27 protein-coding genes are annotated in these 24,375 nt (G+C 62.8%); 10 read left to right on the top strand and 17 right to left on the bottom strand.

Features of this window, described 5'->3' with window-relative positions; genetic code table 11:
* Nucleotides 1–24 precede the first annotated feature (24 nt).
* On the bottom strand, nt 25–567 hold the full coding sequence (locus ACEN9O_RS16325) for an FKBP-type peptidyl-prolyl cis-trans isomerase (RefSeq protein WP_495612924.1): 543 nt from the start codon (nt 565–567) through the stop codon (nt 25–27).
* Between the two features lie 103 nt (nt 568–670).
* Here ACEN9O_RS16325 and ACEN9O_RS16320 point away from each other — a divergent pair, with 103 nt between their 5' ends.
* The 3 genes from ACEN9O_RS16320 to ACEN9O_RS16310 all read left to right on the top strand — a co-directional run bounded on the left by ACEN9O_RS16320 (nt 671) and on the right by ACEN9O_RS16310 (nt 2,823).
* Complete coding sequence (locus tag ACEN9O_RS16320; RefSeq protein ID WP_495612923.1) at nt 671–1,792, top strand: JmjC domain-containing protein; 1,122 nt, start codon at nt 671–673, stop codon at nt 1,790–1,792.
* 15 nt (nt 1,793–1,807) lie between these two features.
* Nucleotides 1,808–2,284, top strand: coding sequence for a DUF7931 domain-containing protein (locus tag ACEN9O_RS16315; RefSeq protein ID WP_495612922.1), 477 nt, complete (start codon nt 1,808–1,810; stop codon nt 2,282–2,284).
* Between the two features lie 296 nt (nt 2,285–2,580).
* Nucleotides 2,581–2,823 carry a hypothetical protein gene (locus tag ACEN9O_RS16310; RefSeq protein ID WP_116990225.1) on the top strand — a complete coding sequence of 81 codons (243 nt, stop codon included), beginning with the start codon at nt 2,581–2,583 and terminating at the stop codon, nt 2,821–2,823.
* 140 nt (nt 2,824–2,963) lie between these two features.
* Here the strand turns inward: ACEN9O_RS16310 and bamC are convergent, their stop codons facing one another.
* From bamC to ACEN9O_RS16260, 10 genes are all read right to left on the bottom strand, one after another.
* The gene (gene bamC / locus ACEN9O_RS16305) at nt 2,964–4,079 is read right to left on the bottom strand and encodes an NlpB/DapX family lipoprotein (protein ID WP_495612921.1); all 1,116 of its coding nucleotides are present in this window, start codon (nt 4,077–4,079) and stop codon (nt 2,964–2,966) included.
* Between the two features lie 138 nt (nt 4,080–4,217).
* Nucleotides 4,218–5,093 (bottom strand): 4-hydroxy-tetrahydrodipicolinate synthase, encoded by an 876-nt coding sequence (dapA, locus tag ACEN9O_RS16300; RefSeq protein WP_495612920.1) that lies wholly within the window; start codon nt 5,091–5,093, stop codon nt 4,218–4,220.
* Nucleotides 5,094–5,177: 84 nt separating this feature from the next.
* Entirely contained in the window at nt 5,178–5,738 is a 561-nt protein-coding gene (locus ACEN9O_RS16295) for a class I SAM-dependent methyltransferase (RefSeq protein WP_495612919.1), read from the bottom strand.
* Complete coding sequence (locus ACEN9O_RS16290) at nt 5,735–6,937, bottom strand: tryptophan--tRNA ligase (protein ID WP_495612918.1); 1,203 nt, start codon at nt 6,935–6,937, stop codon at nt 5,735–5,737. Before ACEN9O_RS16290 ends, ACEN9O_RS16295 begins: the two co-directional genes overlap by 4 nt.
* Nucleotides 6,938–6,945: 8 nt before the next feature.
* Nucleotides 6,946–7,623 carry a site-2 protease family protein gene (locus tag ACEN9O_RS16285; protein ID WP_495612917.1) on the bottom strand — a complete coding sequence of 226 codons (678 nt, stop codon included), beginning with the start codon at nt 7,621–7,623 and terminating at the stop codon, nt 6,946–6,948.
* Nucleotides 7,624–7,730: 107 nt separating this feature from the next.
* Complete coding sequence (locus ACEN9O_RS16280) at nt 7,731–8,354, bottom strand: L-threonylcarbamoyladenylate synthase (protein WP_495612916.1); 624 nt, start codon at nt 8,352–8,354, stop codon at nt 7,731–7,733.
* Nucleotides 8,355–8,397: 43 nt separating this feature from the next.
* Entirely contained in the window at nt 8,398–9,282 is an 885-nt protein-coding gene (htpX, locus tag ACEN9O_RS16275) for a protease HtpX (protein ID WP_495612915.1), read from the bottom strand.
* A gap of 129 nt (nt 9,283–9,411) precedes the next feature.
* Nucleotides 9,412–10,245 carry a 3',5'-nucleoside bisphosphate phosphatase gene (locus tag ACEN9O_RS16270; protein WP_495612914.1) on the bottom strand — a complete coding sequence of 278 codons (834 nt, stop codon included), beginning with the start codon at nt 10,243–10,245 and terminating at the stop codon, nt 9,412–9,414.
* A gap of 29 nt (nt 10,246–10,274) precedes the next feature.
* Nucleotides 10,275–11,315 (bottom strand): threonine ammonia-lyase, encoded by a 1,041-nt coding sequence (locus ACEN9O_RS16265; RefSeq protein WP_495612913.1) that lies wholly within the window; start codon nt 11,313–11,315, stop codon nt 10,275–10,277.
* Nucleotides 11,316–11,568: 253 nt separating this feature from the next.
* Entirely contained in the window at nt 11,569–12,453 is an 885-nt protein-coding gene (locus ACEN9O_RS16260; RefSeq protein WP_495612912.1) for an alpha/beta fold hydrolase, read from the bottom strand.
* A 156-nt stretch (nt 12,454–12,609) separates the two neighbouring features.
* Between ACEN9O_RS16260 and ACEN9O_RS16255 the strand changes: the two genes are divergently transcribed.
* The 3 genes from ACEN9O_RS16255 to ACEN9O_RS16245 all read left to right on the top strand — a co-directional run bounded on the left by ACEN9O_RS16255 (nt 12,610) and on the right by ACEN9O_RS16245 (nt 15,458).
* Nucleotides 12,610–13,134: a gamma carbonic anhydrase family protein gene (locus tag ACEN9O_RS16255; protein WP_495612911.1), complete on the top strand. Its 525-nt coding sequence runs from the start codon at nt 12,610–12,612 to the stop codon at nt 13,132–13,134.
* Between the two features lie 3 nt (nt 13,135–13,137).
* Entirely contained in the window at nt 13,138–14,103 is a 966-nt protein-coding gene (hslO, locus tag ACEN9O_RS16250) for an Hsp33 family molecular chaperone HslO (protein ID WP_495612910.1), read from the top strand.
* A 344-nt stretch (nt 14,104–14,447) separates the two neighbouring features.
* Nucleotides 14,448–15,458: an IS110 family RNA-guided transposase gene (locus ACEN9O_RS16245; protein WP_495612909.1), complete on the top strand. Its 1,011-nt coding sequence runs from the start codon at nt 14,448–14,450 to the stop codon at nt 15,456–15,458.
* A gap of 5 nt (nt 15,459–15,463) precedes the next feature.
* Here ACEN9O_RS16245 and ACEN9O_RS16240 read toward each other — a convergent pair whose 3' ends face one another.
* A complete protein-coding gene (locus ACEN9O_RS16240) occupies nt 15,464–15,778 on the bottom strand; it encodes a hypothetical protein (RefSeq protein WP_495612908.1) in 315 nt (104 codons plus the stop codon).
* Nucleotides 15,779–15,896: 118 nt separating this feature from the next.
* Between ACEN9O_RS16240 and ACEN9O_RS16235 the strand changes: the two genes are divergently transcribed.
* Together ACEN9O_RS16235 and ACEN9O_RS16230 are read left to right on the top strand one after the other, a co-directional pair.
* A complete protein-coding gene (locus tag ACEN9O_RS16235; protein ID WP_495612907.1) occupies nt 15,897–18,296 on the top strand; it encodes a TonB-dependent receptor in 2,400 nt (799 codons plus the stop codon).
* The gene (locus ACEN9O_RS16230; RefSeq protein WP_495612906.1) at nt 18,296–19,465 is read left to right on the top strand and encodes a glycerophosphodiester phosphodiesterase; all 1,170 of its coding nucleotides are present in this window, start codon (nt 18,296–18,298) and stop codon (nt 19,463–19,465) included. Before ACEN9O_RS16235 ends, ACEN9O_RS16230 begins: the two co-directional genes overlap by 1 nt.
* 111 nt (nt 19,466–19,576) lie before the next feature.
* On the opposite strand, the gene ACEN9O_RS16225 is transcribed toward ACEN9O_RS16230, so the two are convergent.
* Nucleotides 19,577–20,329, bottom strand: coding sequence for a DUF4440 domain-containing protein (locus ACEN9O_RS16225; RefSeq protein WP_495612905.1), 753 nt, complete (start codon nt 20,327–20,329; stop codon nt 19,577–19,579).
* Between the two features lie 171 nt (nt 20,330–20,500).
* Between ACEN9O_RS16225 and ACEN9O_RS16220 the strand changes: the two genes are divergently transcribed.
* A complete protein-coding gene (locus ACEN9O_RS16220; protein ID WP_495612904.1) occupies nt 20,501–21,583 on the top strand; it encodes an extracellular catalytic domain type 2 short-chain-length polyhydroxyalkanoate depolymerase in 1,083 nt (360 codons plus the stop codon).
* An 18-nt stretch (nt 21,584–21,601) separates the two neighbouring features.
* On the top strand, nt 21,602–22,084 hold the full coding sequence (locus ACEN9O_RS16215; protein ID WP_495612903.1) for a hypothetical protein: 483 nt from the start codon (nt 21,602–21,604) through the stop codon (nt 22,082–22,084).
* Nucleotides 22,085–22,096: 12 nt separating this feature from the next.
* Here the strand turns inward: ACEN9O_RS16215 and ACEN9O_RS16210 are convergent, their stop codons facing one another.
* The 4 genes from ACEN9O_RS16210 to ACEN9O_RS16195 form a co-directional block, all read right to left on the bottom strand.
* A complete protein-coding gene (locus tag ACEN9O_RS16210; protein WP_495612902.1) occupies nt 22,097–22,627 on the bottom strand; it encodes a gamma carbonic anhydrase family protein in 531 nt (176 codons plus the stop codon).
* A 4-nt stretch (nt 22,628–22,631) separates the two neighbouring features.
* Nucleotides 22,632–23,258: a glutathione S-transferase gene (locus tag ACEN9O_RS16205; RefSeq protein ID WP_495612901.1), complete on the bottom strand. Its 627-nt coding sequence runs from the start codon at nt 23,256–23,258 to the stop codon at nt 22,632–22,634.
* 15 nt (nt 23,259–23,273) lie between these two features.
* Complete coding sequence (locus ACEN9O_RS16200) at nt 23,274–23,966, bottom strand: aspartate/glutamate racemase family protein (RefSeq protein ID WP_495612900.1); 693 nt, start codon at nt 23,964–23,966, stop codon at nt 23,274–23,276.
* Nucleotides 23,967–24,055: 89 nt separating this feature from the next.
* Nucleotides 24,056–24,367, bottom strand: coding sequence for a DUF4124 domain-containing protein (locus tag ACEN9O_RS16195; protein ID WP_495612899.1), 312 nt, complete (start codon nt 24,365–24,367; stop codon nt 24,056–24,058).
* Nucleotides 24,368–24,375 lie beyond the last annotated feature (8 nt).

Raw genomic sequence — 24,375 nt, 5'->3', positions numbered from 1 at the left:
GTCTGACCCCAGGCTTTCGGGGTATCAGTGGATCGGGTGGATGGCGACGTGATCGCCCTCTTCGCCTTCGTCGTCCTCGTCGCCGTGGTGGTGGCCGTGGGCGCCGTGCACGTGGCCGTGGGCGATTTCCTCGTCCGATGCTTCACGCACTTCGGCGACGTTCAGCGCGAAGCGCAAGGCCATGCCGGCCAGCGGGTGATTGCCGTCCAGGACCACTTTGTCGTCAGCGATTTCGGTGACGGTGAAGATCATCGCTTCTTCGCCATCGTCGCCGTCCGGCATGCCTTCGAACTGCATGCCCACTTCCAGCGGCTCCGGCAGGCGGTTGCGCGGCTCGACCTTCACCAGCGAGGCGTCGTAGTCGCCGAACGCATCTTCCGGTTCGATCTGGATGATGGAGGAGTAACCGACTTCCTTGCCATCCAGTTCTTCTTCAATTTTTGGCAAGGTGTTCTCGTAGCCACCATGCAGGTAGACCATGGGCTGACGGCCGTCTTCGATCAGATTGTCCTGGGCATCGGACAGCTTGTAATTCACAGTCACGACCGTGTTCTTGGCAATCTTCATTTTGTAAATCCTTTCTGTATATGAGCCCCGGAATTATACCTTGGATCGCCGGGCGGACCGCCGCCGGCCCGACAATCGGCGCGGCGATGGTTATAATGAGCGCATGAAAAAATTACCTCTCCTCGGCGATATCACGCCGGCGCAATTCCTGCGCGACTACTGGCACAAGAAGCCCCTGCTGATCCGTAACGCCATCCCCGGTTTCAAGCCTTTGCTGAGCATGGAGGCGCTGACCAAGCTGGCCTCGACCAACCACACCGAATCGCGCCTGGTGACCAATGTCGACGGCCAGTGGAATATGCAGCACGGCCCGCTGGAAAGCCTGCCTCCGATGGACCAGAAGGAATGGACCATGCTGGTCCAGGGCGTCAACCTGTTCGACGCCAAGGCCGACGCGCTGCTGCGCCAGTTCCGCTTCCTCCCCGATGCCCGCCTGGACGACCTGATGGTCAGCTTCGCCACCGACGGCGGCGGTGTCGGCCCGCACTTCGATTCCTACGACGTGTTCCTGCTGCAGGCCCAGGGCCAGCGCCGCTGGAGCATCGGCCCGCAGAAGGACCTGACGCTGGTCGAAGGCCTGCCGCTGAAGATCCTGGCCAATTTCAAGCCGAACGAGGAGTTCGTGCTCAATCCGGGCGACATGCTGTACCTGCCGCCGCACTACGCGCACGACGGCATCGCCATCGGCGACTGCCAGACCTATTCGATCGGCTTCCGTTCGCCGTCCTACCAGGAGCTGGGCGAAGCCTTCCTGCAATTCATGGCCGATTCGATCGACCTGCCGGGCCGCTACGCCGATCCGGAGCTGGAAGCGACCGCCAAGCCAGCGGAAATCCCGCGCCACATGCTGAACACCATCGCCGAGGAAATCAACAAGGTCAGCTTTACCGAGGAGGACATCACCATCTTCCTGGGCGAATACATGTCCGAGCCCAAGCACAATGTGTTCTTCACCGGCCCGGCCAAGCCGCTCACGTTCGGCAAGTTCGGCGAAGCGGCGGCGAAAAAAGGCTTGTCGCTGTCGCGCAAGACGCAAATGCTGTACCGTGGCAAACATGTGTTCATCAACGGCGAGTCGTTCGGCGTCGGCCGGGCCGACAAGGTCACGCTGGAACTGCTGGCCAATCACCGCGCGCTGGCCGGCGCGGAAGTCACCCAGGCGTCTGACGATGTCATGGACGCTTTGTACACCTGGTATCAGGACGGCTGGATCGAGTTGGGCTAACCACGGGGAGGCAGCATGGACAGGCAGAGTTTTCCATTCACCACCAGGGCGGAATTTCTCCAGCACCTGTCCAGCTGCTTCACCCGCGCCGCGCACACGCTGACGCTGTTCGACCCGGATTTCGCCATCTGGGAGCTGGGCAGCAGCGCCACCGACGCGCTGCTGCGCCATTTTCTCAAGGCCGGCGGGCAGTTGCAGCTGGTGGCGCATGACGGCCATGCGGTGGAGCGCGACGCGCCCCGCTTTCTGCGCTTGATCAAGGACTACGGCCACCTGGTGGAAGTCCGCCGGACCAGCCAGCAATTACGCCAGCTGACGGACTCGTTCTGCATCGCCGACGGCCGCGATATCGTGCGCCGTTTTCATGCCGATCATTTCCGTGGCGAAGCGGTTTTTGACGGACCGGAAGATACCCAAACCAGCGCCGACCGCTTTATTACAATTTGGTTAGAATCTACCCCCGGTTTGTTCGCAAACTCAACTGGATTATGAGTCAGTTCAAGGTAAAATGCCGGTGTTCGATGCGAACGCTGGTATTTGGTGCGGATTCTGCTAAAGTAGAGTCGAAACCGAAATGTTGCGATATCGCAAAATAGTTGTGCTTACGGCTGTTTGTCCTATTGCGACGCACTAAAAATCGCTATAATATTCGGTTAGGAAGTTTCCGTTGTCTGGCAGGCACCATTTCAGGTACGAAAGCCTTCGAAGACGACCTAATGAGCGATAATTACCGGTAATTATTAATCGCAACAATTGTGTTTAATTTTGAATTAATTAAGGAAAACCCCATGAAAAAATCCCTGCTGATCGTTTCCCTGCTGGCTGTTGCTCTGGCTGCTTGCTCGAAAAAAGAAGAAGCTCCTGCTGCTCCAGCTCCAGTAGCTGCTCCAGAAGCTGCTGCTCCAGCTGCTGCTCCAGCACCAGCACCAGCTGCTGACGCTGCTGCTCCAGCCGCTGCTGCTCCTGCTGCTTCGGACGCTGCTGCTGCTCCAGCCGCTTCGGCTGCTGCTGCTCCTGCTGCTTCGAAGTAATCAGCTTGCGAAAAAAAGCCGGCCTTCGGGTCGGTTTTTTTTCGCCTAAAGCTTTTGCGCAGTTATAAAAAAACCCCGACTGCCTGAACGCGCTCAAGATCGCGCTCAGTGCAGTCGGGGTTTTTCTTTAATGGAACGCTTTATTTCAATTGCTCGTGCAGCAGCGTCAGGATCTTATCGGCCACTGGCGAAGCTTCCGCTTTACCGGCATTGCTCAACACGGTAACGGTGCTGCTGTTACCCGCACCGGCTTTCACCGAAATGCGATAGCGCTGCGCTTCCTTATCGGCTTCCGACGACGAACCCCAGCTGAACAGCTTGCTGAAGAAGCCCTTGGTCTCGGCCGCATCGTCGACATAACGCACGAAGTACATACCCTGGGTACGGTCGCGGTCTTCCACGGTGAAGCCGGCGCGGTCCAGCGCCAAACCGACACGGCGCCAGGCGCGGTCGAAGCCCTCGTCCACCTGCACGGCGCGGTCGGCGCCAGCGCCCACCAGCGACGCATGCTGCGGTTGCACAATCGCGGTATCCACGGCGGTCTTGGCTTGCGCCACTTCCGAACCGTTGCCCAGCTTGGTCATCAGACGCGCCAGGAATTCGGCTTCCAGACCGGGATCGTTAGGACGCGGAGTCCAGGTGGTCGATTCCTTCTGGGCACCGGTCACCACTTCCTGGGCGCCGCGATGGCTGATGTAGATCTCGCTGGCGCCATCGGCGCGGCGTTCGATGCGGGTGCGGAACTTGTCACGCTCGCCGCTCGAATACACCGAGTCGAAGACCTTGCCGATGGTGTTGCGGATGAAGTCTTGCGGGATTTTCGCGCGATTTTCATTCCATTCGGTTTCCATGGTGCCGGCGGTGGCATTTTCCTTGGCCAGCACAAAGCCCGAATCTTCCCAGAACTGCTTCAGCTGCGGCCACAGTTGCTCAGGCGTTTGCTTGATCACCAGCCAGCGCTGGTTGCCGTCGCGCTCGACCTTGATATCGTTGACACTGGTCGGCACCACGGTACCGGCGGCAGGCGTGCCCGGCATGATGGCGGCCGGGCCGGTGGCGATGCCCTTGGAAGCGTTGTAGCCGGAAGCGGTGGCCACACCGTTGTTCGAGTCCGGCAGCGAGTAGCGGTTATCTTTCTGCAATTGCGTCAGATCCGGAGGCACGTCCAGCGTGCTGGCCTTCTTGGCGGACTTGTAATCCACCTTGTCGTTGCCGATTACGGAGCCGATCATGCCGCAACCGGTCAAACTGGCCATCAATGCGCCTACTACGACGGCGCGCTGCGAGGAAATAGAAGCTGTCTTGCGAATAGTCATGTCGTTACTGTTTAAGAAGCTGAAAAGCAGCAAATCAGGGATGATCCGAACCGAAGTCGGGGCTTGTTGCTAAGGTTTTTACAGTACGCCGGCTTCTCGCAGGGCCGCGCGCACCGCTTCGTGGCAATCGGCCGCCAGCGGCACCAGCGGCAGACGGATGCCGCCTGGCATTTTGCCCATTTCCGCCAGCGCCCATTTGACCGGCACCGGATTCGGCTCGATGAACAGTTTCTGGTGCAGCGGGAACATTTTATTGTTCAGCTCCACAGCCTTGGCGATGTTGCCGGCGATGGCAGCTTCGCACATGTCGGCCATGTCGCGCGGGGCGACGTTGGCGGTGACGGAGATATTGCCCGCGCCGCCGGCCAGCATCAGGGCCATCGCGGTCGGATCGTCGCCGGAGTACACGGCGAACGATTTCGGCGCCAGGCGCAGCAGGTCGTAGCCGCGGCCGATGTTGCCGGTCGCGTCTTTGACGCCGACGATGTTCGGGATCTGCGCCAGGCGCAGGATGGTGTCGTTGCTCATGTCGGCAACGGTACGGCCCGGCACGTTGTACAGGATCACCGGCAGGTCCACCGCCTCGGCGATGGCCTTGAAGTGCTGGTACATGCCTTCCTGGGTAGGACGGTTGTAGTAGGGAACCACTTGCAGCGTGGCGTCCGCACCGGCTTCCTTGGCGTAGCGGGTCAGCTTGATCGCCTCGGCGGTCGAGTTGGCGCCGGCGCCGGCGATGATCGGGATGCGGCCCTTGGCGTGGGCAACCGTCGCCTTGATCAGCGCGCAGTGCTCGTCCACGCTCACCGTGGCCGATTCGCCGGTAGTGCCGGCGATGACGATGCTGTCCGTACCTTCGGCGATGTGCCAGTCGATCAGCTGATTCAGACCCTCGAAGTCCAGACTGCCGTCTGCGTTCATCGGGGTGACGATTGCTACTATGCTGCCCTTAATCATAGGTAACCACTGCATAAAGTATTAAAACAACGATTGTAGACGATAGGCCGCTCATATGGTGCAATCAGGGCGACAAATCGGCCGTCAAAATGGCGGTAAAAGCGCCGCCACGCGCGGGAAATCCGGCTTCACGGCGCATAGACGTTGCACCATAGCAGCTTTTGGCGTGTCGATGACGCCGTCTTCGAAGGCCACCACCCGCAAGCCGTGGGTGAGCGCCCATTCCAGCAGCTCGCCGGTCCGCAGCAAAAAGTCGGGATTCGATGGTTTGCCGAACTGCGCATTGCCGTCCGCGAAGGTCTCGTAAATCAACACGCCGTTTGGCGCCAGACTGCTCAACATGTCGGCGATTAGCGGACGATGCAGATAGTTTGTGACCACGATGCCGGCAAATCGATCCGGACCGAAGGGCCAGGCGGCGCCCGCCTGTTCCAGGTCGATGGCGCTGGTGATGATCTCTGGCCCGGCTGCGGCGGCCAGCGCCTCGGCATCGCGGTCCACCGCCACCACGGCATGGCCCAGCGAGGCCAGGTGGCGCGAGTGGCGGCCGCTGCCGCAGGCGAGGTCCAGCACTTCCCCGCCCGGTATCAACGGGGCGTAGCGCTGCACCCAAGGGGAGACGGGATTGCTCAAGGCGTCGCTCATGTGTAGGCCAGGCCCATCGCTTCGCGCACGTCGCGCATGGTTTCCAGCGCCAGCTTGCGGGCGGCGTCGTTGCCGTCGGCGACGATGGCGCGCACCAGCGACGGGTCGTCCAGGTATTGCTGGGCGCGCTCGTGCATCGGCTCCTGCTCCTTGACGATGGCGTCGATCACCGGCTGCTTGCATTCGATGCAGCCGATGCCGGCGGATTTACATCCTTTTACCACCCATTCCTGGGTTTCGTTGTTGGAATACACCTGATGGAACTGCCAGACCGGGCAACGGGCGGGATCGCCGGCGTCGGTGCGGCGCACGCGGGCCGGGTCGGTCGGCATGGTGCGGATCTTCTTTTCCACCGAAGCCTTGTCTTCACGCAGCGCGATCGAGTTGCCATAGCTCTTGGACATCTTGCGGCCGTCCAGGCCCGGCAGGCGCGAGGCGGCCGTCAAACGGGCCTGCGGCTCGACCAGGATCAGCTTGCGGCTGCCTTCCAGATAGCCGAACAGGCGCTCGCGGTCGCCCATCGACAGGCTCTGGGCGTCGTCCAGCATGGCCTTGGCCTGTTCCAGCGCCTCTTCCTTGCCGTCCTGCTGGTATTCGGTACGCAGTTCGTTGTAGAGCTTGGCGCGTTTGCTGCCCAGCTTTTTGACGGCGTCCTGCGCCTTTTCCTCGAAGCCTTTTTCCTTGCCGTACAAGTGATTAAAACGCCGCGCAATTTCGCGCATCATCTCGATATGCGGCACCTGGTCGTCGCCCACCGGCACCTGGCTGGCGCGGTAGATCAGCACGTCGGCCGCCTGCAGCAGCGGGTAGCCGAGGAAGCCGTAGGTGGCCAGGTCCTTGTTGGCCAGGTTCTCGATCTGGTCCTTGTAGGTCGGCACGCGCTCCAGCCAGCCCAGCGGCGTGGCCATCGACAGCAGCAGGTGCAGCTCGGCGTGCTCCGGCACGCGCGACTGGATGAACAGCGTGGACTGCGACGGATCGACGCCGGCCGCCAGCCAGTCGACCAGCATGTCCCAGGTACTGCGCTCGATGACGGACGGGTCGTCGTAGTGCGTGGTTAGCGCATGCCAGTCGGCCACGAAGAACAGGCATGGCAGCTCGGACTGCATCTTGATCCAGTTTTTCAAGGCGCCGTGGTAGTGGCCCAGGTGCATGGCGCCGGTGGGGCGCATGCCGGATACAACACGATCGGGATACATAGTCAGGCTCAGTTCAGAAGGAAAATAAGGGGGTACAACAGCACGTGGAAAATGCTCTGCAAGATGTGCATGCCACCGATCAGGAAGCCGGTCAACAGGCCGAACTGCATCATCAGGATCAGGCCGATGAACACGTACATGCCGTAGCGCTCGATCTGGGCGTATTTACGGGCCAGCGGCAGCGGCAGGATGCCGGTGACGATGCGGCCACCGTCGAGCGGCGGCAACGGGATCAGGTTGAAGATGCACATGGCCGAATTGACGCCGATGCCGGCCTTGCTCATCTCGATAAAGAAATCGTCCTGCGGCACGCTCAGCGCGTAGGTCAGCACCACCCACAGCGCCATCCAGCCCAGGCCCATGGCGAAATTGGCCGCCGGACCGGCCGCCGCCACCAGCGCCATCTGCTTTTTCGGATTGCGCAGGCGGCCGTAGTCCACCGGCACCGGCTTGGCGTAGCCGAGCGCGGGCAGGTGCAGCAGGCTCAGGATCAGCGGCAGGATCACCGTGCCGAAGGGGTCGATATGACGCAGCGGATTGAGGCTCAGGCGGCCTTCGTTGGCTGCGGTGGGGTCGCCGAAGTAGCGGGCGACGTATCCGTGTGCGGCTTCGTGCAGGGAAATTGCAAAAAGAACAGGGATCAGGTAGACCGCGATGGTCTGGATAATACTGTCGGTGTCGTTCATGAGGGGGATTTTACCAGAGGCCGCGAAGTGCTCTTGTTGCGCCGTCAGGGGCCGGCGCACTTGCCCTATTGAAAGCCTGACAATGACAGCCCAGGCTTAGGCCGGGCTTACAGGCCGAACATGGCCGCATCACCCCGGCCCTGGCGCACCAGCTCGGCTTCCGAGCCGCTGAGGTCGATCACCGTGGTCGGCTCCAGGCTGCAGGCGCCGCCGTCGATGACCAGCTCGATCTGCTTGCCGAGCCGCTCGCAGATGGTGTCGGCGTCGTTCAGCGCATCGTCCTCGCCCGGCATGATCAGGGTGGTGCCCAGCAGCGGCTGCTGCAACTCCTCCAGCAGCGCATGGACGATGGCATCCTCCGGCACCCGCAGGCCGATGGTCTTGCGCGACGGATGACTGAGCCGGCGCGGCACGCACTTGGTCGCCTCCAGGATGAAGGTGAACGGCCCCGGCGTGGCGGCCTTGAGCAGGCGGAACTGGCGGTTGTCGACCCGCGCGTAGACGCCGATCTCGCTCAGGTCGCGGCACAGCAGGGTCAGGTGGTGTTTCTCGTCGATGCCGCGGATGCGCCGCAGCCGCTCGACGGCCGCCTTGTCGTCCAGATGGCAGACCAGGGCGTAGCAGGAATCCGTCGGCACGGCGACGATGCCGCCGTCGTGCACAATCTGCGCCGCCTGCTTGATCAGGCGCGGCTGCGGATTGACGGGGTGAACCTGGAAGAATTGACTCATATGGCCGCTGCCGGGGCATGCTCCCGGCCGCTGTTAATAATGGTTAAGATTGTACGCTACGCAAGGCGGCAATACGCTGTTCGAACGGCGGATGGGTCGAAAACAGCGCAGTCCAGCCGCCGGCGGCGGTGATGCCGGCCGCCGCGATCGACTGCGGCAAGGCGCCCGGCTCCATGCCGTTCAGGCGCGCCAGCGCGTGCTGCATCGGCAAGCTGCTGCCCAGCAGCTTGGCGGAACCGGCGTCGGCGCGGAACTCGCGCTGGCGCGAGAACCAGGCCACGATCAGCGAGGCGGCCAGGCCGAAGATGATTTCGCAGACGAACACCGTCACCATGTAGCCGATGCCGGGGCCGCGGCGCTCGCTGTCGGCATTCTTCAGCAGCACGTTGTCGACGAAGAAGCCGACCACGCGCGCCAGGAACACCACGAAGGTATTCACCACGCCCTGGATCAAGGTCATGGTGACCATGTCGCCGTTGGCAATGTGGGCGACTTCGTGGCCCAGCACGGCTTCCACCTCATCGCGGTTCATATTGGCCAGCAGACCGGTGGAGACGGCCACCAGCGCGGAATTCTTGAAGGCGCCGGTGGCGAAGGCGTTCGGTTCGCCGTCGTAGACCGCCACTTCCGGCATGCCGATGCCGGCCCGCTCGGACAGCGCCTTGACGGTGTTGACCAGCCACAGCTCGGTCGACGACGACGGCGTGGCGATCACGCGGGCGCCGGTCGACCACTTGGCCATGGGTTTGCTGATCAGCAGCGAGAAGATCGCGCCGGTAAAACCAACCACCAGCGAAAACGCCAGCAGGCTGCCCAGTTGCAGCGTGTTGCCCGATCCCGGACGGCCTATGCCCAGCAGCGACAGGACGATGGACAGCACCAGCATCACGGCGAGGTTGGTGGCGATAAACAGGATGATGCGTTTCATGGGAGGTCTCCGGTACGGACAAAGTTTGTCCAAGTAGTAAGGTATGACCGTGCGAACGCGAATTCAAGATACAAGCTATTACAAGGCGCCGGTAATCGGCGCGGTAATTCACCGCTCAGAAGTAAGGTCCTAGAACCAGTCGTGCCAGACCGGGGTGACGCTGGCCGGCAGCGGCGGCAGCAGCGAGAAATCGACGCGCGACTCGCCCGGCGCATGGAAATCAGTGCCGCGCGAGGCCAGGAAGCCGTAGCTGTTGGCCAGCTGCGCGTAGACCGCGTATTGCTCCGGCGTGTGACTGCCGGTAACCACCTCGATCGCCGTGCCGCCCAGCTGCTTGAACTCGTCGAACAACTGGCCCTGGGCCAGCTGGCTGAACTTGTAGCGGCCCGGATGGGCGATCACGGCGACGCCGCCGGCGCCGCGTATCCAGTTGACCGAATCGGCCAGCGTGGCCCAGCAATGCGGCACATAGCCCGGCTTGCCTTCGGACAGGTACTTCTTGAACACATCGGGAATATTGGCGCAGGCGCCAATTTCCACCAGGTAGCGGGCGAAGTGCGTGCGCGACATCAGGTCCGGATTGCCGACATACTTGAGCGCGCCCTCGTAGGCGCCCTCGATGCCGACCCTGGCCAGCTGGTTGGCAATCTCGCGGCCGCGGTTGTCGCGGCCGGAGCGCGTGCGGGCCAGGCCGGCGACCAGCCCCGCATTGGCTTCATCGATCTGCAGGCCGACGATGTGCACGGTTTCATTGGCCCAAGTGATCGAGATCTCGACCCCGGTCACAAAGCGCATGCCCTGCTCCTGCGCGGCGGCGCGGGCGGCCGGGATGCCGCCCACCTCGTCATGGTCGGTCAGCGCCCACACGTCCACGCCCGCCTTGCGCGCGTGCTGCGCCACGGCGGCCGGCGCGAGGACGCCGTCGGAAACGTTGGAATGGCAATGCAGATCGACTTTCAACATATGGCTCTGTGATTACGGCAATGAAGTGATCATTGTACGCTGCCTGCGCAAAATCCATCCATCGCCACATCAAGGCTCGCGCCACGGACGCGCGCGCCGCGTGCCAGCAGTTCGGCAAAGCGCACCGGGTCGATGTTGGAGCCGCACACCAGCAGCGCCACGCGCTTGCCCGCCAGCCGCTCGCGCAGCGGACCGAACAGGGCGGCGGTCGCCACCGCGGCGGCCGGTTCCGCCACCAGCTTGGCATCGCGGAACAGGTGCAGCATGGCCAGGCAGATCTCGTCGTCGGTCACCCGCACCACCTCGTCGACGAAGCGCCGGCAGACGCCGAAACTATAGGCCATCGCGTACGGCGCGCCCAGACTGTCGGCCACGGTGTCGACCCGCTCCAGCGCTTCCGGCTGGCCCGACACGAAGGAGCGGTACAGCGCATCCGCGCCGAACGGTTCCACGCCGTACACCGCGCAGGCTGGATTGATCTGCTTGACGGCGGCGGCGATGCCGGCACACAGGCCGCCACCGCCCACCGGCACCACGATCGCGTCGAGCTGCGGCACCTGCGCCATCAGTTCCAGGCCGATCGTCGCCGTGCCTTGCGCGGTCAACGGTCCCTCATAGGGATGCAACATGGTGCGCGTCTCGTCGCGCTCGATCTCGCGGCCGCGCGCGAAGGCCTGGTGCACATCGGACATCAGCAGCACTTCGGCGCCCAGTTCGCGGCAGGCGGCGATGCGGGCAGGACAGGCGTGCTGCGGCATCACCACCTTGGCGCTGCACGCGGCCAGCCTGGCGGCGTAGGCTGCGGCGATCGCGTGGTTGCCGGCGCTGACGGCGACGATGCCGCGCTGCCGCGCTGGCTCATCCAACGCTTCGATGCAGTTGAGGGCGCCGCGCAGCTTGAAGGTGCCGGTCTTTTGAAACAGTTCCAGCTTGAGCCAGAGTTCGCCGCCGGCGAACTGCTGTTCGGCCACGCCGGTCTGCCAGCGCCACACGGGCGTCTCCAGGATTTTGCCTTGCAGGCGACGTGCGGTGTCGTGGATCTCGGCCAGCGAGGGATAGAGTTGGGTCATGGTGCTGCTCCATAAAATATTCGAGGGAATGCGGCTCAGCCGCGTGAGAGAGGCTGGGGGCGCCGAGCACCGGCGCAGCCGCAGCTCAGCGACCCTGAATAATTCGAATAATGGAGACGGCGGACAGACTCCGACCGGCAAACGCGGCAGCACCAGCGTCGGAAGCGACGTGGCGGCGGGTTGGCAAGATGGTCGGATAGGAGGTCATGGGATCGATCATGCCAAATAAGCAAAGCCTTGGCAAGTTTTTCCTTTAGCGCGCCAGGAACGCTTCGATCAGGTGCGCCAGCTCCTCGGGCTGGTCGTGGTGCAGCATATGGCCCGCATCGGCCAGCACCTTGCACTCGACGTCGCGCAAATGGCCAAGCCGGCGCTGCAGTTCCGCGCGCCCTTCCTGCTCGCCACCCATCCAGATCCACATATTGGTCTGCGCGGCCTCCACCCACAGCGTCGGCGCGGTGATCGCGCTCCAGCAGGCCATGATGTCCTCTACATGGTAGGGCAGCGGCCCCGGCTGCTTATGGGCCGGATCGCCGAGGATTTCCCACTCGCCCGCCTCGTTCGGCGCCGACCAGTGCTGCGACAGGAAGGCGGCGCGCTCGTCGCTGAGGCGCGGGTTGGTCTTTTGCAACCGCGCGGCGACGGCGGCCTGCGATGGATAGTTGCGCATTTCCGGTTGCTCCAGCAGCGCGTCCATCCACTTGGCGTAGCGGCCCGGCGCCTGCTTCGGCTTGCTGGAGCGCAGGCCGCCGCCTTCCAGGTTGATCAGCTTGCGGATGCGCTCCGGCCGCGCGCCGGCGTAGATGCCCACCACGTTGCCGCCCATGCTGTGCCCCAGCAGGTTGACCGCCTGCTCCGGCGAATAGTGGCGCAGGATGGCGTCGAGGTCGGCCAGGTAGTCGGGGAACCAGTAGGTATCGGTGCCGCAGCGCTGCGACAGGCCGAAGCCGCGCCAGTCCGGCGCGATCACGTGCCAGTCGCCCTGCAGGGCGTCGACCACGAACTGGAACGAGGCGCCCACGTCCATCCAGCCATGCAGCATGAAGATCTTGGGCGCGCCGTCCCGGCCCCAGTGGCGCACGTGGCAGCGCAGGCCGCGGATAGTCAGGAATTCGGAGCGGGACGAAGTGAAGGTCATGATGGTCCTTGAAAATACGTAAGCCGGCGCAATATCGGTTGCTTGCTGGCGATGAAGTAAAATAATAGCACGACCGTTCGATAGACGCTCAAGCGTAAAATAGCGCCATCCCACCGCTCATCAGCGCTGAATTCAGCACTCAACCTAAGGTTTCCAATGTCTATATATCAACTGGGCGAACATGCGCCCGAGATCGATGCATCGTCATTTGTTGCCGACACTGCCACAGTGATCGGCAAAGTCAGCCTGCACGCCAACACGTCGGTGTGGTTCGGTGCGACGCTGCGCGGCGATAACGAACGCATCACCATCGGCGAAAACAGCAATGTACAGGAAGGCACGGTCATGCACACCGACATGGGCTATCCGCTCACGGTGGGCAAGAACGTCACCATCGGCCACCAGGCCATGCTGCACGGCTGCACCATCGGCGACGGCGCCCTGATCGGCATCCAGGCCGTGATCCTCAACGGCGCCAAAATCGGCAAGGGCTGCCTGGTCGGCGCCGGCGCGCTGGTCACCGAGGGCAAGGAATTCCCGGACAACTCGCTGATCATCGGTTCGCCGGCCAAGGCCGTGCGCACGCTGACCGACGACGACGTCGCGCGCCTGCTCGCCAGCGCCGACAGCTACGTCAAGCGCGGCCAACTGTTCAAGACGCAACTCAAAAAGATCGGATAAACAATGAGCATCACCCCCATCATCGGCCAGGACACCCTGCAGAAATTCATCTTCGACAACGCCGCCGTGCGTGGCGAGTTCATCGACATCTCCGCCACCTGGCGCGAGGTGCTGTCGCGCCACGCCTACCCTGCCCCGGTCAAGAAACTGCTGGGCGAGATGGTGGCCGCCGCCGCGCTGCTGTCGGCCAACCTGAAGTTCAACGGCTCGATCATCATGCAGATCCACGGCGACGGTCCGGTGCGCCTGCTAGTGGTCGAGTGCGATGCCGACCTGCACCTGCGCGCCACCGCCAAGATCGATCCCGACGCCGTGATCGCCGACGACGCCAAGCTGCCGTCGCTGCTGAATGCGCACGGCAAGGGCCGCTTCATCATCACGCTCGACCCGGCCGACAAGATGCCGGGCCAGCAGCCGTACCAGGGCATCGTGCCGCTGGACGGCGACGATGTCAGCACCGTCATTGAAAACTATATGCTGCGTTCGGAACAGCTGGACACCAAGCTGTGGCTGGCGGCGGACGACAACGTCTCGCGCGGCCTGCTGCTGCAGAAGCTGCCCTACAACGGTGGCAAGACCGCCGTCGAGACTGCGCCGCTGACCGAGGACGAAGCGCTGGAAACCTGGAACCGCGCCGTGATCCTGGGCTCGACCTTGAAGCAAGAGGAACTGCTGTCGACCACCATCGACGTGCTGATGCAGCGCCTGTTCTGGGAAGAGACCATCCGCGTGTTCGACCCGCTGCACCCGGCCTTCCACTGCACCTGCACCCGCGAGAAGGTCGGCAACATGCTGAAGATGCTGGGCCGCGCCGAAGTCGACAGCGTGCTGGAAGAGCAAGGCCACGTCGGCGTCAACTGCGATTTCTGCGGCCAGCGCTACGACTACGACAAGGTCGACTGCGCCCAGCTGTTCGCCACCGACGCGCCGGTCGAAGCGCTGATCCCGGCCGGCGAAGTGAAGCACTGATCACCCGCCGTCGCCGTCAAAAAAAACGCGCCCGACGCTCAAGTCCGGCGCGTTTTTTATTGCCGCACCGGTGGGGTCAAGTCTGACATTCGGACACGGCCTCAGCCGTGGCGGCCGCCACGGCTGAGGCCATGTCCGAATGTCAGACTTCGTATATTGAGCATACCGCATCTCCATCGGATAATAAGGAGGTAGGTGCGGCCAGGCGGAGTGACGCTGATCAGACTTAGTGCCGTGGAGCACGTGGGTCAGATAGGTGCCTCTGCCTGTTTCATTTGATAAGTCCGAACGGTATCTGGGGCCATCGCGCCAGCGCGTAAGCCCGCATACGAGGAAGGTCAAAAATGGATACGATATGCGCAGCGGTAGGTATTGATGTCAGCAAGAAGAAGTTAGATATTGCACTGCTGGTCAACGGAAAAACCAAGACCAAAGTGCTGGAAAATTCCGCCGAAGGCCATCGGGCAATGGTCGACTGGCTCACCAAATCCAAAGTTCCCCTGTCGGCAATGCATGCTTGCATGGAGGCGACCGGGGTCTATTCCGAGCCGTTGGCATTGGCGCTCCACCAGGCCGGGCTGGTGGTGAGCGTGGTCAATCCAGTCTGCATCAAGGGCTTCGGCCACAGCGAAAATATTCGCAACAAGAACGATACGATCGACGCCGGGCTGATTGCACGCTACTGCGTCGCGATGAAGCCCGCGCCCTGGAGTCCGCCGCCGCTGGAGCAGCGCCAGTTGCGGGCTTGGTCGCTGCGCGTCCAAGCCTTGAAGGACATTCGCCAGCAGGAAGAAAATCGGTTGGAGGCATTGATCATCAGCGGGATGGAGGACGTCGCGCAGCATGTGCGACAGCATGTCGCTTGGCTCAGCGTAGAAATAGAGAAGCTCGAAGGCGACATCGACGATCACATAGATCGCCATCCTGGCCTCAAGCACGATGCCGATCTGCTCGCCACCATACCTGGCGTCGGAACGACGACCGTGGCAAAAATACTGGGGCATTTGGGGGATATTCGCCGCTTTGACAGCGCGAAAACCTTCGCTGCCTTTCTTGGGGTAACGCCCAAACAACGCAGCTCTGGAAGCTCGCTGAGGGGACGAACGACGATCAGTCGAACCGGCAGCACCTCAATGCGCGCTGCCCTGTACATGCCGAGCTTGGTGGCGCGCCGACATAACCCCATCCTGCGGCAATTCGCCGAACGGCTTGCCGCGACCGGAATGGCAAAGAAAGCCGTGATCGGGGCAGTCATGCACAAGCTGGCTCACTTGATTTATGGGGTGATACGCAATGACAAGCCTTTCGATCCTAATTACTTATCGAAAGGGCTTGCCATTCAAGACGGTATCTGACCCCATCATATTTTCGCGCAGCGGATTTCCATCACGTCGATCGCACCCAGCGTCTGCGCGGAGGTGGCGCTGCGCACCATGTCGACCCGTTCGACACATGAGCCGCGCAGCAGGCGCTCCTGGTTGCGGGTGCAGATCGTCACCGTGCCGGCCGTGCTGGTATTGCAGTAAAACCCTTCGGCGCGCATGCGCACCAGCGCCTGGTCCAGCGGCATGCCCGGCTGTACGGTCTGCGAAATGAAATTGCCCAGCCCCGCCTGATTCACCGTGTAGCAGCCGGCCAGCTGCACAGCCAGCGCCAGCATCAAAAGTTTGCGCATCGCGATCCTCTCTTTATTTCCAGCCAGCAGTGTATCGCACCGTCGTCATGATCCGGTAACACGCGGTGCCTATCATGCGCAAAGTTTCCATTCCTCCAACTGGTATCCAAGGCAGATCATGAACAAGAAATTATCCGCAGTGTGCTTCGCCGCGCTGAGCCTCCCTATGCTGGCGATGGCCGCCAACGTCGCCGCCGCCGTGGCCGACATGGCCGCCGATGCGCCCGCAGCGGCCGCGCCAGGCCTCGCCGTGGATCTGGAAGCGGCCGCCGGCGCGCCGGTCGCCACGGTGGAAATCTCCACCCGCCGCACCCGCTCCTCGGTCGCGCTGACCAAGGGCGATATGCAGAAAATCCTGCCGGGCATTAATCCTTTGAAAGCCCTGGAAACCCTGCCAGGCGTGAGCTTCCAGACCGCCGACCCGTGGGGCAACAACGAGCAGAATCTGTCGCTGTTCGTGCACGGCTTCAGCGGCCAGCAGCTGGGCTACACCATGGACGGCGTGCCGCTGGGCGACCAGCAGTACGGCAACTACAACGGCCTGTCGCCGCAGCGCGCCGTCATCAGCGAGAACGTCGGCAGCGTGATCCTGTCGTCCGGCGCCGGCGACCTGTCGACCGCCTCGACCAGCAACCTGGGCGGCACCATCGAGACCTTCTCCAGCGATCCGCAGCACAGCCGCAACCTGGCCGCGCAACAGACCGTCGGCAGCCACAGCACCTCGCGCACTTTCCTGCGCTACGACACCGGCGACTTCGGCAACGGCAACAGCGCCTACATCTCGGCCGTCCACCACGAGCAGAAGGCCTGGGACTTCAACGGCCGTCAGGGCGGCGACCAGATCAACGCCAAGTACATCAACCAGAGCAACGCCGGTAAGCTGACCTTGTACTTCAACTATTCGGACAAGATCGAGCCGAACGAAGACGCCACCGTGCACTCGGCCACCGAGAAGTTCCAGCCCTACACCCGTCCATTCACGTACCCGAACTTCCAGACCGCGCTGGCCTACCTGTCGCCGACCGGCGCCACGCCTGCGGCCGAAGGTAACAACTACCGCAACTACTACAGCGACGCCCAGCGCACCGACTACCTGACCTACGCCAAGTACGACATGAACATCGGCGAATCGACCACCTGGTCCAACCAGGTCTACTACCACAACGACGACGGCGTCGGCGTGGTGGCCGGTCCGATCGGCGTGGCCGGCCTGCCGGGTCTGTTCGCGGTTTACTTCCCCGGCCAGAACCTGAAGCAGGTGTTCGGCAACTCAGGCTACGCCACCCGCACCACCGAATACGCGATCAACCGCAACGGCTGGCTGTCGACGCTGAGCAGCGAGTTCGGCAACCACAAGCTGCAAGGCGGCCTGTGGCTGGAACATAACCGCTCGTCGGCCTACCGCCGCTGGTACGCGCTGGACGTGAACAACCCAAGCTCGCCATACGATCGTCCGAGCAATCCGCTGATCACGCAATACGGCAGCGAGATCGACAACAAGGTCGCCCAGATCCACGTGCAGGACGAATGGCATGTGCGCAACGACCTGGCGCTGCAGGCGGGCTTCAAATCCAGCCTGCAGTTTGCCGACGGCCAGTTCCCGGTACAGCCTGCCAAGGGCGCGATCGCCAACGGTTCGCTGGCGCTGCCGGTAGGCGAGATCATCACCAAGAAATGGTTCCTGCCGCAACTGGGCGCGCGCTGGGACATCTCGCCTCAGGATCAGATGTTCGTCAACGTGCAGAAGAACATGCGCCAGTTCGTCACCTACGGCGGCGGCGGTGCTTCGCCGTGGAGCCTGGCGAGCCAGGCCGCGTTCGACCTGTTCAAGAGCAGCGCCAAGCCTGAAACCTCGATCACCTACGAACTGGGCATGCGCACCAGCCACCAGCTGGACCTGGGCCCGCTGAAGGCCATCGACGGCCAGGTCAACCTGTACCACGTCGACTTCAAGGACCGCCTGCTGACCATCAGCCCGACGCCGGTGATCACCTCCATCATCGGCGGCAATCCGGTGCTGGCCAACGTCGGCAGCGTCAAGACCGACGGCATCGACATCTCCGGCACGCTGCATTTCGGCCGCGTGTTCTCGTTCTACGATGCACTGTCGTACAACCGCTCGACCTACTCGGACAACTACAACAACGGCAAGGACGTGGTGCAGACCGCCGGCAAGGCCGTGCCGGGCAGCCCGGAGTGGATGAACAAATTCGTCGCCACGATGACCGTGGCCGCCACCGAGTTCCAGCTGATCGGCGACTACGTCGGCAAGCGCTACGCCACCTACACCAACGACCTGGACGTGCCGAGCTACTTCCTGATGAGCCTGGGCGTATCGGGCAAGTTGCCGATGCTGAACAACAGCTGGATCAAGAACGCGCGCTACCGCCTCAACGTCAGCAACCTGGCCAACCGCGAAGGCAGCCTGAACGTGGTGGTCGGCGCCGCCAGCGGGACGTACAATACCTTCCCGATCGCTCCACGTCAGGGCTTCCTGACTTTGATGGCTGACTTCTGATGAACAATCTTTATTTGCCCAAGCGCCTGTCGCGGCGCGGCTTCATCCAGACCGCCGCGGCCGCCACCGCCTCGGCGCTGATACTGCCGGGTTCGGTGCTGGCCGCTGCCACGCCCGACCTGTCCGGCATGCCGGGCATCGGGGCGGTGGGCGCGGGCCCGAAGACCCCGCTGGTGTTCGGCCACCGCGGCGCCAGCGCGCTGCGTCCCGAGCACACGCTGGGTTCGTACGCCAAGGCCATCGCCGACGGCGCCGACTACATCGAGCCGGACCTGTGCAGCACCAAGGACGGCGTGCTGGTCGCGCGCCATGAAGCCTTCCTCAGCGAAACCACGGACGTCGCCAACCATCCCGAATTTGCCAGCCGCAAGACGCGCAAGACCATCGATGGCGAAACCCACGAAGGCTGGTTCGTCGACGACTTCACGCTGGCCGAGCTGAAGACGCTGCGCGCGGTGGAACGCCTGCCGCAGTACCGTCCCGGCAGCGTGCAGTACAACGGCATGTTCCAGGTGCTGACGTTTGAAGAGATCATCGACTTCACGGCAGCGGAAGCGGCGGCGCGCGGCCGCATCATCGGCCTGGTGCCGGAGCTGAAGCACTCGACCTACTTCGCCAGCGTCGGCCTGCCGCTGGAGGACCGCTTCCTGTCCATCCTGGCCGCACACGACTACACGCGCCGCAACCCGGTCGAGATCCAGTCGTTCGAAGTGGCCAACCTGAAGTACATGCGCGGCAAGCTGGGGCAGCGCGCCAATCTGCGCCTGATGCAGTTGGTGATCGGCGAGAACGTGCGGCCGATGGACGTGGCCAAGGCCGGCGGCACGCTGACCTTCGCGCAGATGTGCACGCCGGCCGGCCTGCGCGACATCGCGCAATACGCCGACGTGGTGGCACCGCCGACGCGCTCGCTGATACCGCTGAAAAAGGATGGCAGCCTGGACCAGCCAAGCTCGCTGGTGGATGACGCGCACAAGGCGGGCCTGCGGGTGGAGCCGTGGACCTTCCGTCCGGAGAACCATTTCCTGGCGGCGGACTTCCGCAACAACGCGGGCGACGCCGCGCGCAACGAGGCCGGCTCGATCGCCGAAATCAAGCGCTACATCGCCACCGGCATGGACGGCTTCTTCACCGACGACCCTGCACTGGGCCGCGCCGCCCTCGCCTGAGTCATTCCCGCGAAGGCGGGAATCCATGCACTGCATGAATTCCCTCCATGCGCTGCATGAATTCCCTCCATGCTGAGTATGGGTTCCCGCTTTCGCGGGAACGACGCCCGCTTATTGCATGGGGCTGCTGTGGACGACGACCAGTTGCCACTGGCCGTTGTCCGCCTGCCGCCAGATGCGGGTGAAGCGCAGCAAGGCCTGGAAGTCCTGTCCGCCGTAAGAACCGTCGAGCTTGACGCAGATAGAGGTCATCGGCAGCGCCGCGCTGCCCAGCACTTGCAGCTCGACCGTCTCAACGCTGCGCAATCGCAGCGTGCCGGAGCGATGCAGCTCCAGGTCCTGCGCCTTGTTAATGATTTGCCCCATGTGATTGGTGAACAGCAGGTCATCCGCCAGGATCTGGTCCAGTTCCTTCACGTCCGAGGCCTGCATGGCCAGCCGCAGGCGCTCTTCGGCTGCGCGGATTTCAACATGGCGCTTCAGCGCACTCAATACTTCAGGGAAGTCGCCCACCACCATCGGACCGAACTCGGCTTCCTGCGGTCCCGTGATCTCGGTGCTGTAGCTGACACGCGTCAGACCCGATGGCAGCGCTTCGATGCGGTGACAAACCAGCACGCGATTGTCGTCGATAACCGTTTCGTCGGTGAACTCCTGGTTCTCGCGTACCGTCCGCAAGGTGCTGGTGAAGATATCGTCGCCCGGCACCTGCATCGTGAAGCGGCTGCCCTCCGCGAAAGGGCCGTGCAGTTCGATGTTGACGATGCCGGCGTTCCAGCGCTTCCAGCCGGCGACGTCCGACAGCAGCGCCCACACCTGCGCCGGTGTCGCGCTCGTTTCTATGCTTGATACATGAGTCCACATGGAATTCTCCTCGATTCGATGGAGGACACAGCATAGCGAAACATTAACATTGAAGCAATCCTCTCATATTCATCCATTCTTCAGATATCTTAATGCGGCTCAATGCCCCTCCCCCGCGCGCCCGCACACTGTCGCTTCTACGCGAAGTCTCATCTCACCAGGAGGTCCACGATGGTTGCAAATGCAAACGGAAAAATTGTCAAACTCGGATCGTACAAGGCGTCGAAACAAAATAATTCCATCTCCGGCCTGTCGTCCGGAGCCTTCATGACCGTGCAGCTGCATCTGGCGCGGTCGTCCAGCTTTGCCGGAGCGGGCATCATCGCCGGCGGGCCGTTCCGCTGCGCCGAGACCTACCAGCCAAGCGGGATGGTGACGGCGGAAGATTCCCGCATCGAGAACTCCCTGTACATCTGCATGAACCCGCTCACCCCGCAAACCGGTCCGGATGCGCGGCAGCTGGCCGATATGGCCAGGAAGACGGCCGAAGCCGGCCTGATAGAAGACATCGCCAATCTCGCCGACGACCGGCTCTACATTTTCACCGGCAGCACGGACGAGAAGGTGTCTTCCAACGTCGTCGAGAGAACCCGGCAGTTCTACGAAATACTGGGCGTAAGCCAGGACAATATTGACTACCATGACGATGTGCCCGCAGGCCACAGCATCATCACGGACAACCCGGAAGACTCGGACCTCGAGCTCAATCAGCCGCCCTACATCAACAACGGCGGCTTCATGCAATCCCACCGCATCCTGCGCCATATTTACGGCGACGACCTGAACGCCCCTGCCGAGCAGCTCGCCGGGAAGTTGCTCTGTTTCGATCAGCGGGAATTTCTCGGGGCGGACGAGCCGTGGACCAGCATGAGCCACTTCGGCTACGTCTATATTCCGTCGGGAGTGTTGGACGGCAGTGTGACGCAACCGCGCGTGCATATCGCCCTGCACGGCTGCAAGCAAGGCTACAACTACACCGACTACGTCAACGGCCGCGCGGACACCGCCAACCAGCCGCCGTTTGGCAACCGCTACATTACCACCACCGGCTACAACCACATCGCCGAAAGCAACGGCATCATCGTGCTCTATCCGCAGGCCGAAGGCAAGGACGACGGCCAGATCCAGAACCCGGACGGCTGCTGGGACTGGTGGGGTTACAGCACCAAGGACGAGCGGTCACCTTACTATTCGCGCGACGCGGTGCAGATCAAAGCGATACACGCCATGCTTGACCGCCTTTGCGCTGCTTAAACGACTACGGAGGATGCAATGAGCAAGTTTCCCATTTCTGTCGGATCGAATCCCATTGAGAAAAAAGAAGGCGTCGTCGCCGCGTCGATGGCGCTGGCAGCCAACACCTTCGCGCCGCTGGCGCATGCGATGACCACGCAAAGGCTGGTGCAAAAAGACGCCTCCCATCTGCTCAACAACAGCGCCATGACCATGGCGCTGACGACCAAGCTCTGGGACCCGCAGGTCTGGGGCGAGTTGGCGCAATTGCAGGCCGCGATAGCGCAGCGCCTGTACACCCAGTACCAGGACTGGCACAAAGGCTACGCGATTCTGGTCGACGACTATGGACAGATAAAGCAGGCCAACACCATGTCCAAGCTGCTGGAAAAGCAGGGCAATCTGGTCTCGCAATCGGCCGAGATCCTGACCAGCCAGACCACCAATTTCGTCGAGCTGCTGGAAAACATCGACGTCGATTTTGGATACTGGATGAGCCGCAAACTACAAGACGGTAGCTGACCCCGGTGTTTTTCAGGCGGCCAGATAGTTGTTCTTCACGCGCACATAGTGCTCGGCCGAGTACTTCAGGTAGGCGATCTCCTCGGCGGTGAGCGCCCTCACCTTCCGCGCCGGGCGGCCAACGTACAGGTGGCCGCTCTCCAACACCTTGCCCGGCGAAACCAGACTGCCGGCGCCGACCATCACGCGATCCTGCACGACGACGTCGTCCATGATGATGGAGCCCATGCCGATCAGGCACTCATTGCCGATGGTGCAGCCGTGCAGCAGCACCGAGTGGCCGATGGTGACGTAGTCGCCGATGAGCAGCGGCGAGCCGTCCGGCTTGGCGGCGTTCTTGTGCGAGACGTGGCCCATGGCGAAATCCTGCACGTTGCTGCACGCGCCGATGACGATGCGGTTGACGTCGCCGCGCAGCACGGTGTTGCACCACACCGAGCTGTCGCGGCCGATGCGCACATCGCCGATCACTTGCGCGGAGGCGTGCAGATAAATGTTCTCGTCGAGGACGGGGCTGGTGTTCAGATAGCTGGAGATCGGCATGGCGTTAAGCGACGTAGGTGCTGTCGCCGTGCGGCGCAGCCTGGAAGGCAGGCAATGCTTCGGCCTGGCGGGAGAATTCAACTTGCAGCGGATAGCGCGACGCGTCCACCACTTCCGGCAGCATCTGCTGCATGAAGTGCCAGGTCACGGCGGTCATCACGCCGGCGTGGTCCATCTGCGCCACCGAGAACGGATGCGCGCGCAGCTCCGCCTCCAGCGCATCGAAGGCCGCCAGCATCTGCACGGTCACGCGTTCGACCCACGGCTGGTGCAGCTTCTCGGCAGGACGCACCATGCGCTCGTACACCAGCTGCACGCCCTTGTCGCAGGCGGCCAAGGCCAGGCCCAGCACGCGCAGCGAGCGCAGCAGCTCGGTCGGCATCGACGGCGTCAGGCGGCTGGAAGGCATGGCCAGCGCTTCCGCGTACTGCACGATCAGCGTCGAATCCATCAGCACAGTGCCATCGTCGGCCACGAAGGTCGGCGCCTTGACCACCGGATTGAGCTGGCGGAACTGCTCGAAGGTGCTGAACACCGACAGCGACTGGTGCTCGAAGCGCACGCCCATCAACTGCAAGGTCACCGCCACGCGGCGGACATAAGGTGAATCGAGCATGCCGATTAATTTCATGTTTTCTCCCAAAAGTTAAGCCAGCGCCCACTCGGCGGCCTTGCGCGCGTGGATGGCGGTGGTGTCGAACAGCGGCACGTCGGTGTCCGGCTGTGCGACCAGCAGCGAGATTTCGGTGCAGCCCAGAATGATAGCCTGCGCGCCCTGCGCCACCAAGCCGGCGATGATGCGGCGGTACTCGTCGCGCGAGGCGTCGACGATGCGGCCCAGGCACAGCTCTTCGTAAATGATGCGGTGGACGATGTCGCGGTCGTGCTGGTCCGGCACGATCACGTCGAGGCCGTGGCGCTCGCGCAAACGGTCCTTGTAGAAGGCCTGCTCCATCGTGAAGCGGGTGCCCAGCAGGCCGACCTTGGCGTAGCCGGCTTGCTTGATCTCGGTGGCGGTGGGGTCGGCGATGTGGAACAGCGGAATGTCCACCGCCGCCTCGATGGCATGCGCGACCTTGTGCATGGTGTTGGTACACACCACCAGGAAATCGGCGCCTGCGGCGCGCAGCGAGCGCGCGGCGTCGGCCAGCAGGGCGCCGGCCGCGTCCCAGTCGCCGGCATGCTGCAGGCGTTCGACTTCATGGAAGTCCACGCTGTACAGCACCACCTTGGCCGAATGCAGCCCGCCCAGATGCTGCTTCACCGTCTCGTTGACCTGACGGTAGTAAGGCACCGTCGATTCCCAGCTCATGCCGCCTATCAGTCCTATGGTTTTCACTCGCGCTCCCTCATGTCATCGTGCCTGGAACGCAAGCATACACGCCGCCGCGCATTTGCGCAGCGGACGGAGGCGACGGTCAGGCCATGTCAGAACTGCTGGGTGGACGCCAGTTGCGGCGCGGCAGGCTTGCGCGGACGATAGTTCGGCGCCAGCAGCTTGTATTGCTGGCGGCGTTTGAATTCCTCGGCGCGCTGCTGCCAGGTCGGGCCGTTGGCCGGCGGCGCCGGCAGCACGGTCGGCTCGCCGTTCATTTTCAGCTCGGCGATCGGCGCGTCGCCGGCATCATCCTTGTTGTCGGTGTAGTGAATGCGGCCCTGGGCATCGGCCCATTTGTAGATCTGCGCCTGGCCGCTCGCGCAGGCGCACAGCAAGGTGATAGTCAGTAGTGTTCGGAACATGGCGGATT

The sequence above is a fragment of the Duganella sp. Dugasp78 genome, from assembly GCF_059491455.1.
This window is presented reverse-complemented; position numbering and strand designations above follow the sequence as displayed.

What these genes read in the sequence shown, in the direction of transcription:
- ACEN9O_RS16325 (WP_495612924.1), bottom strand. Translation starts at nt 567, where the DNA reads ATGAAGATTGCCAAGAACACGGTCGTGACTGTGAATTACAAGCTGTCC.
- ACEN9O_RS16320 (WP_495612923.1), top strand. Translation starts at nt 671, where the DNA reads ATGAAAAAATTACCTCTCCTCGGCGATATCACGCCGGCGCAATTCCTG.
- ACEN9O_RS16315 (WP_495612922.1), top strand. Translation starts at nt 1,808, where the DNA reads ATGGACAGGCAGAGTTTTCCATTCACCACCAGGGCGGAATTTCTCCAG.
- ACEN9O_RS16310 (WP_116990225.1), top strand. Translation starts at nt 2,581, where the DNA reads ATGAAAAAATCCCTGCTGATCGTTTCCCTGCTGGCTGTTGCTCTGGCT.
- bamC (WP_495612921.1), bottom strand. Translation starts at nt 4,079, where the DNA reads ATGGCCAGTTTGACCGGTTGCGGCATGATCGGCTCCGTAATCGGCAAC.
- dapA (WP_495612920.1), bottom strand. Translation starts at nt 5,093, where the DNA reads ATGATTAAGGGCAGCATAGTAGCAATCGTCACCCCGATGAACGCAGAC.
- ACEN9O_RS16295 (WP_495612919.1), bottom strand. Translation starts at nt 5,738, where the DNA reads ATGAGCGACGCCTTGAGCAATCCCGTCTCCCCTTGGGTGCAGCGCTAC.
- ACEN9O_RS16290 (WP_495612918.1), bottom strand. Translation starts at nt 6,937, where the DNA reads ATGTATCCCGATCGTGTTGTATCCGGCATGCGCCCCACCGGCGCCATG.
- ACEN9O_RS16285 (WP_495612917.1), bottom strand. Translation starts at nt 7,623, where the DNA reads ATGAACGACACCGACAGTATTATCCAGACCATCGCGGTCTACCTGATC.
- ACEN9O_RS16280 (WP_495612916.1), bottom strand. Translation starts at nt 8,354, where the DNA reads ATGAGTCAATTCTTCCAGGTTCACCCCGTCAATCCGCAGCCGCGCCTG.
- htpX (WP_495612915.1), bottom strand. Translation starts at nt 9,282, where the DNA reads ATGAAACGCATCATCCTGTTTATCGCCACCAACCTCGCCGTGATGCTG.
- ACEN9O_RS16270 (WP_495612914.1), bottom strand. Translation starts at nt 10,245, where the DNA reads ATGTTGAAAGTCGATCTGCATTGCCATTCCAACGTTTCCGACGGCGTC.
- ACEN9O_RS16265 (WP_495612913.1), bottom strand. Translation starts at nt 11,315, where the DNA reads ATGACCCAACTCTATCCCTCGCTGGCCGAGATCCACGACACCGCACGT.
- ACEN9O_RS16260 (WP_495612912.1), bottom strand. Translation starts at nt 12,453, where the DNA reads ATGACCTTCACTTCGTCCCGCTCCGAATTCCTGACTATCCGCGGCCTG.
- ACEN9O_RS16255 (WP_495612911.1), top strand. Translation starts at nt 12,610, where the DNA reads ATGTCTATATATCAACTGGGCGAACATGCGCCCGAGATCGATGCATCG.
- hslO (WP_495612910.1), top strand. Translation starts at nt 13,138, where the DNA reads ATGAGCATCACCCCCATCATCGGCCAGGACACCCTGCAGAAATTCATC.
- ACEN9O_RS16245 (WP_495612909.1), top strand. Translation starts at nt 14,448, where the DNA reads ATGGATACGATATGCGCAGCGGTAGGTATTGATGTCAGCAAGAAGAAG.
- ACEN9O_RS16240 (WP_495612908.1), bottom strand. Translation starts at nt 15,778, where the DNA reads ATGCGCAAACTTTTGATGCTGGCGCTGGCTGTGCAGCTGGCCGGCTGC.
- ACEN9O_RS16235 (WP_495612907.1), top strand. Translation starts at nt 15,897, where the DNA reads ATGAACAAGAAATTATCCGCAGTGTGCTTCGCCGCGCTGAGCCTCCCT.
- ACEN9O_RS16230 (WP_495612906.1), top strand. Translation starts at nt 18,296, where the DNA reads ATGAACAATCTTTATTTGCCCAAGCGCCTGTCGCGGCGCGGCTTCATC.
- ACEN9O_RS16225 (WP_495612905.1), bottom strand. Translation starts at nt 20,329, where the DNA reads ATGTGGACTCATGTATCAAGCATAGAAACGAGCGCGACACCGGCGCAG.
- ACEN9O_RS16220 (WP_495612904.1), top strand. Translation starts at nt 20,501, where the DNA reads ATGGTTGCAAATGCAAACGGAAAAATTGTCAAACTCGGATCGTACAAG.
- ACEN9O_RS16215 (WP_495612903.1), top strand. Translation starts at nt 21,602, where the DNA reads ATGAGCAAGTTTCCCATTTCTGTCGGATCGAATCCCATTGAGAAAAAA.
- ACEN9O_RS16210 (WP_495612902.1), bottom strand. Translation starts at nt 22,627, where the DNA reads ATGCCGATCTCCAGCTATCTGAACACCAGCCCCGTCCTCGACGAGAAC.
- ACEN9O_RS16205 (WP_495612901.1), bottom strand. Translation starts at nt 23,258, where the DNA reads ATGAAATTAATCGGCATGCTCGATTCACCTTATGTCCGCCGCGTGGCG.
- ACEN9O_RS16195 (WP_495612899.1), bottom strand. Translation starts at nt 24,367, where the DNA reads ATGTTCCGAACACTACTGACTATCACCTTGCTGTGCGCCTGCGCGAGC.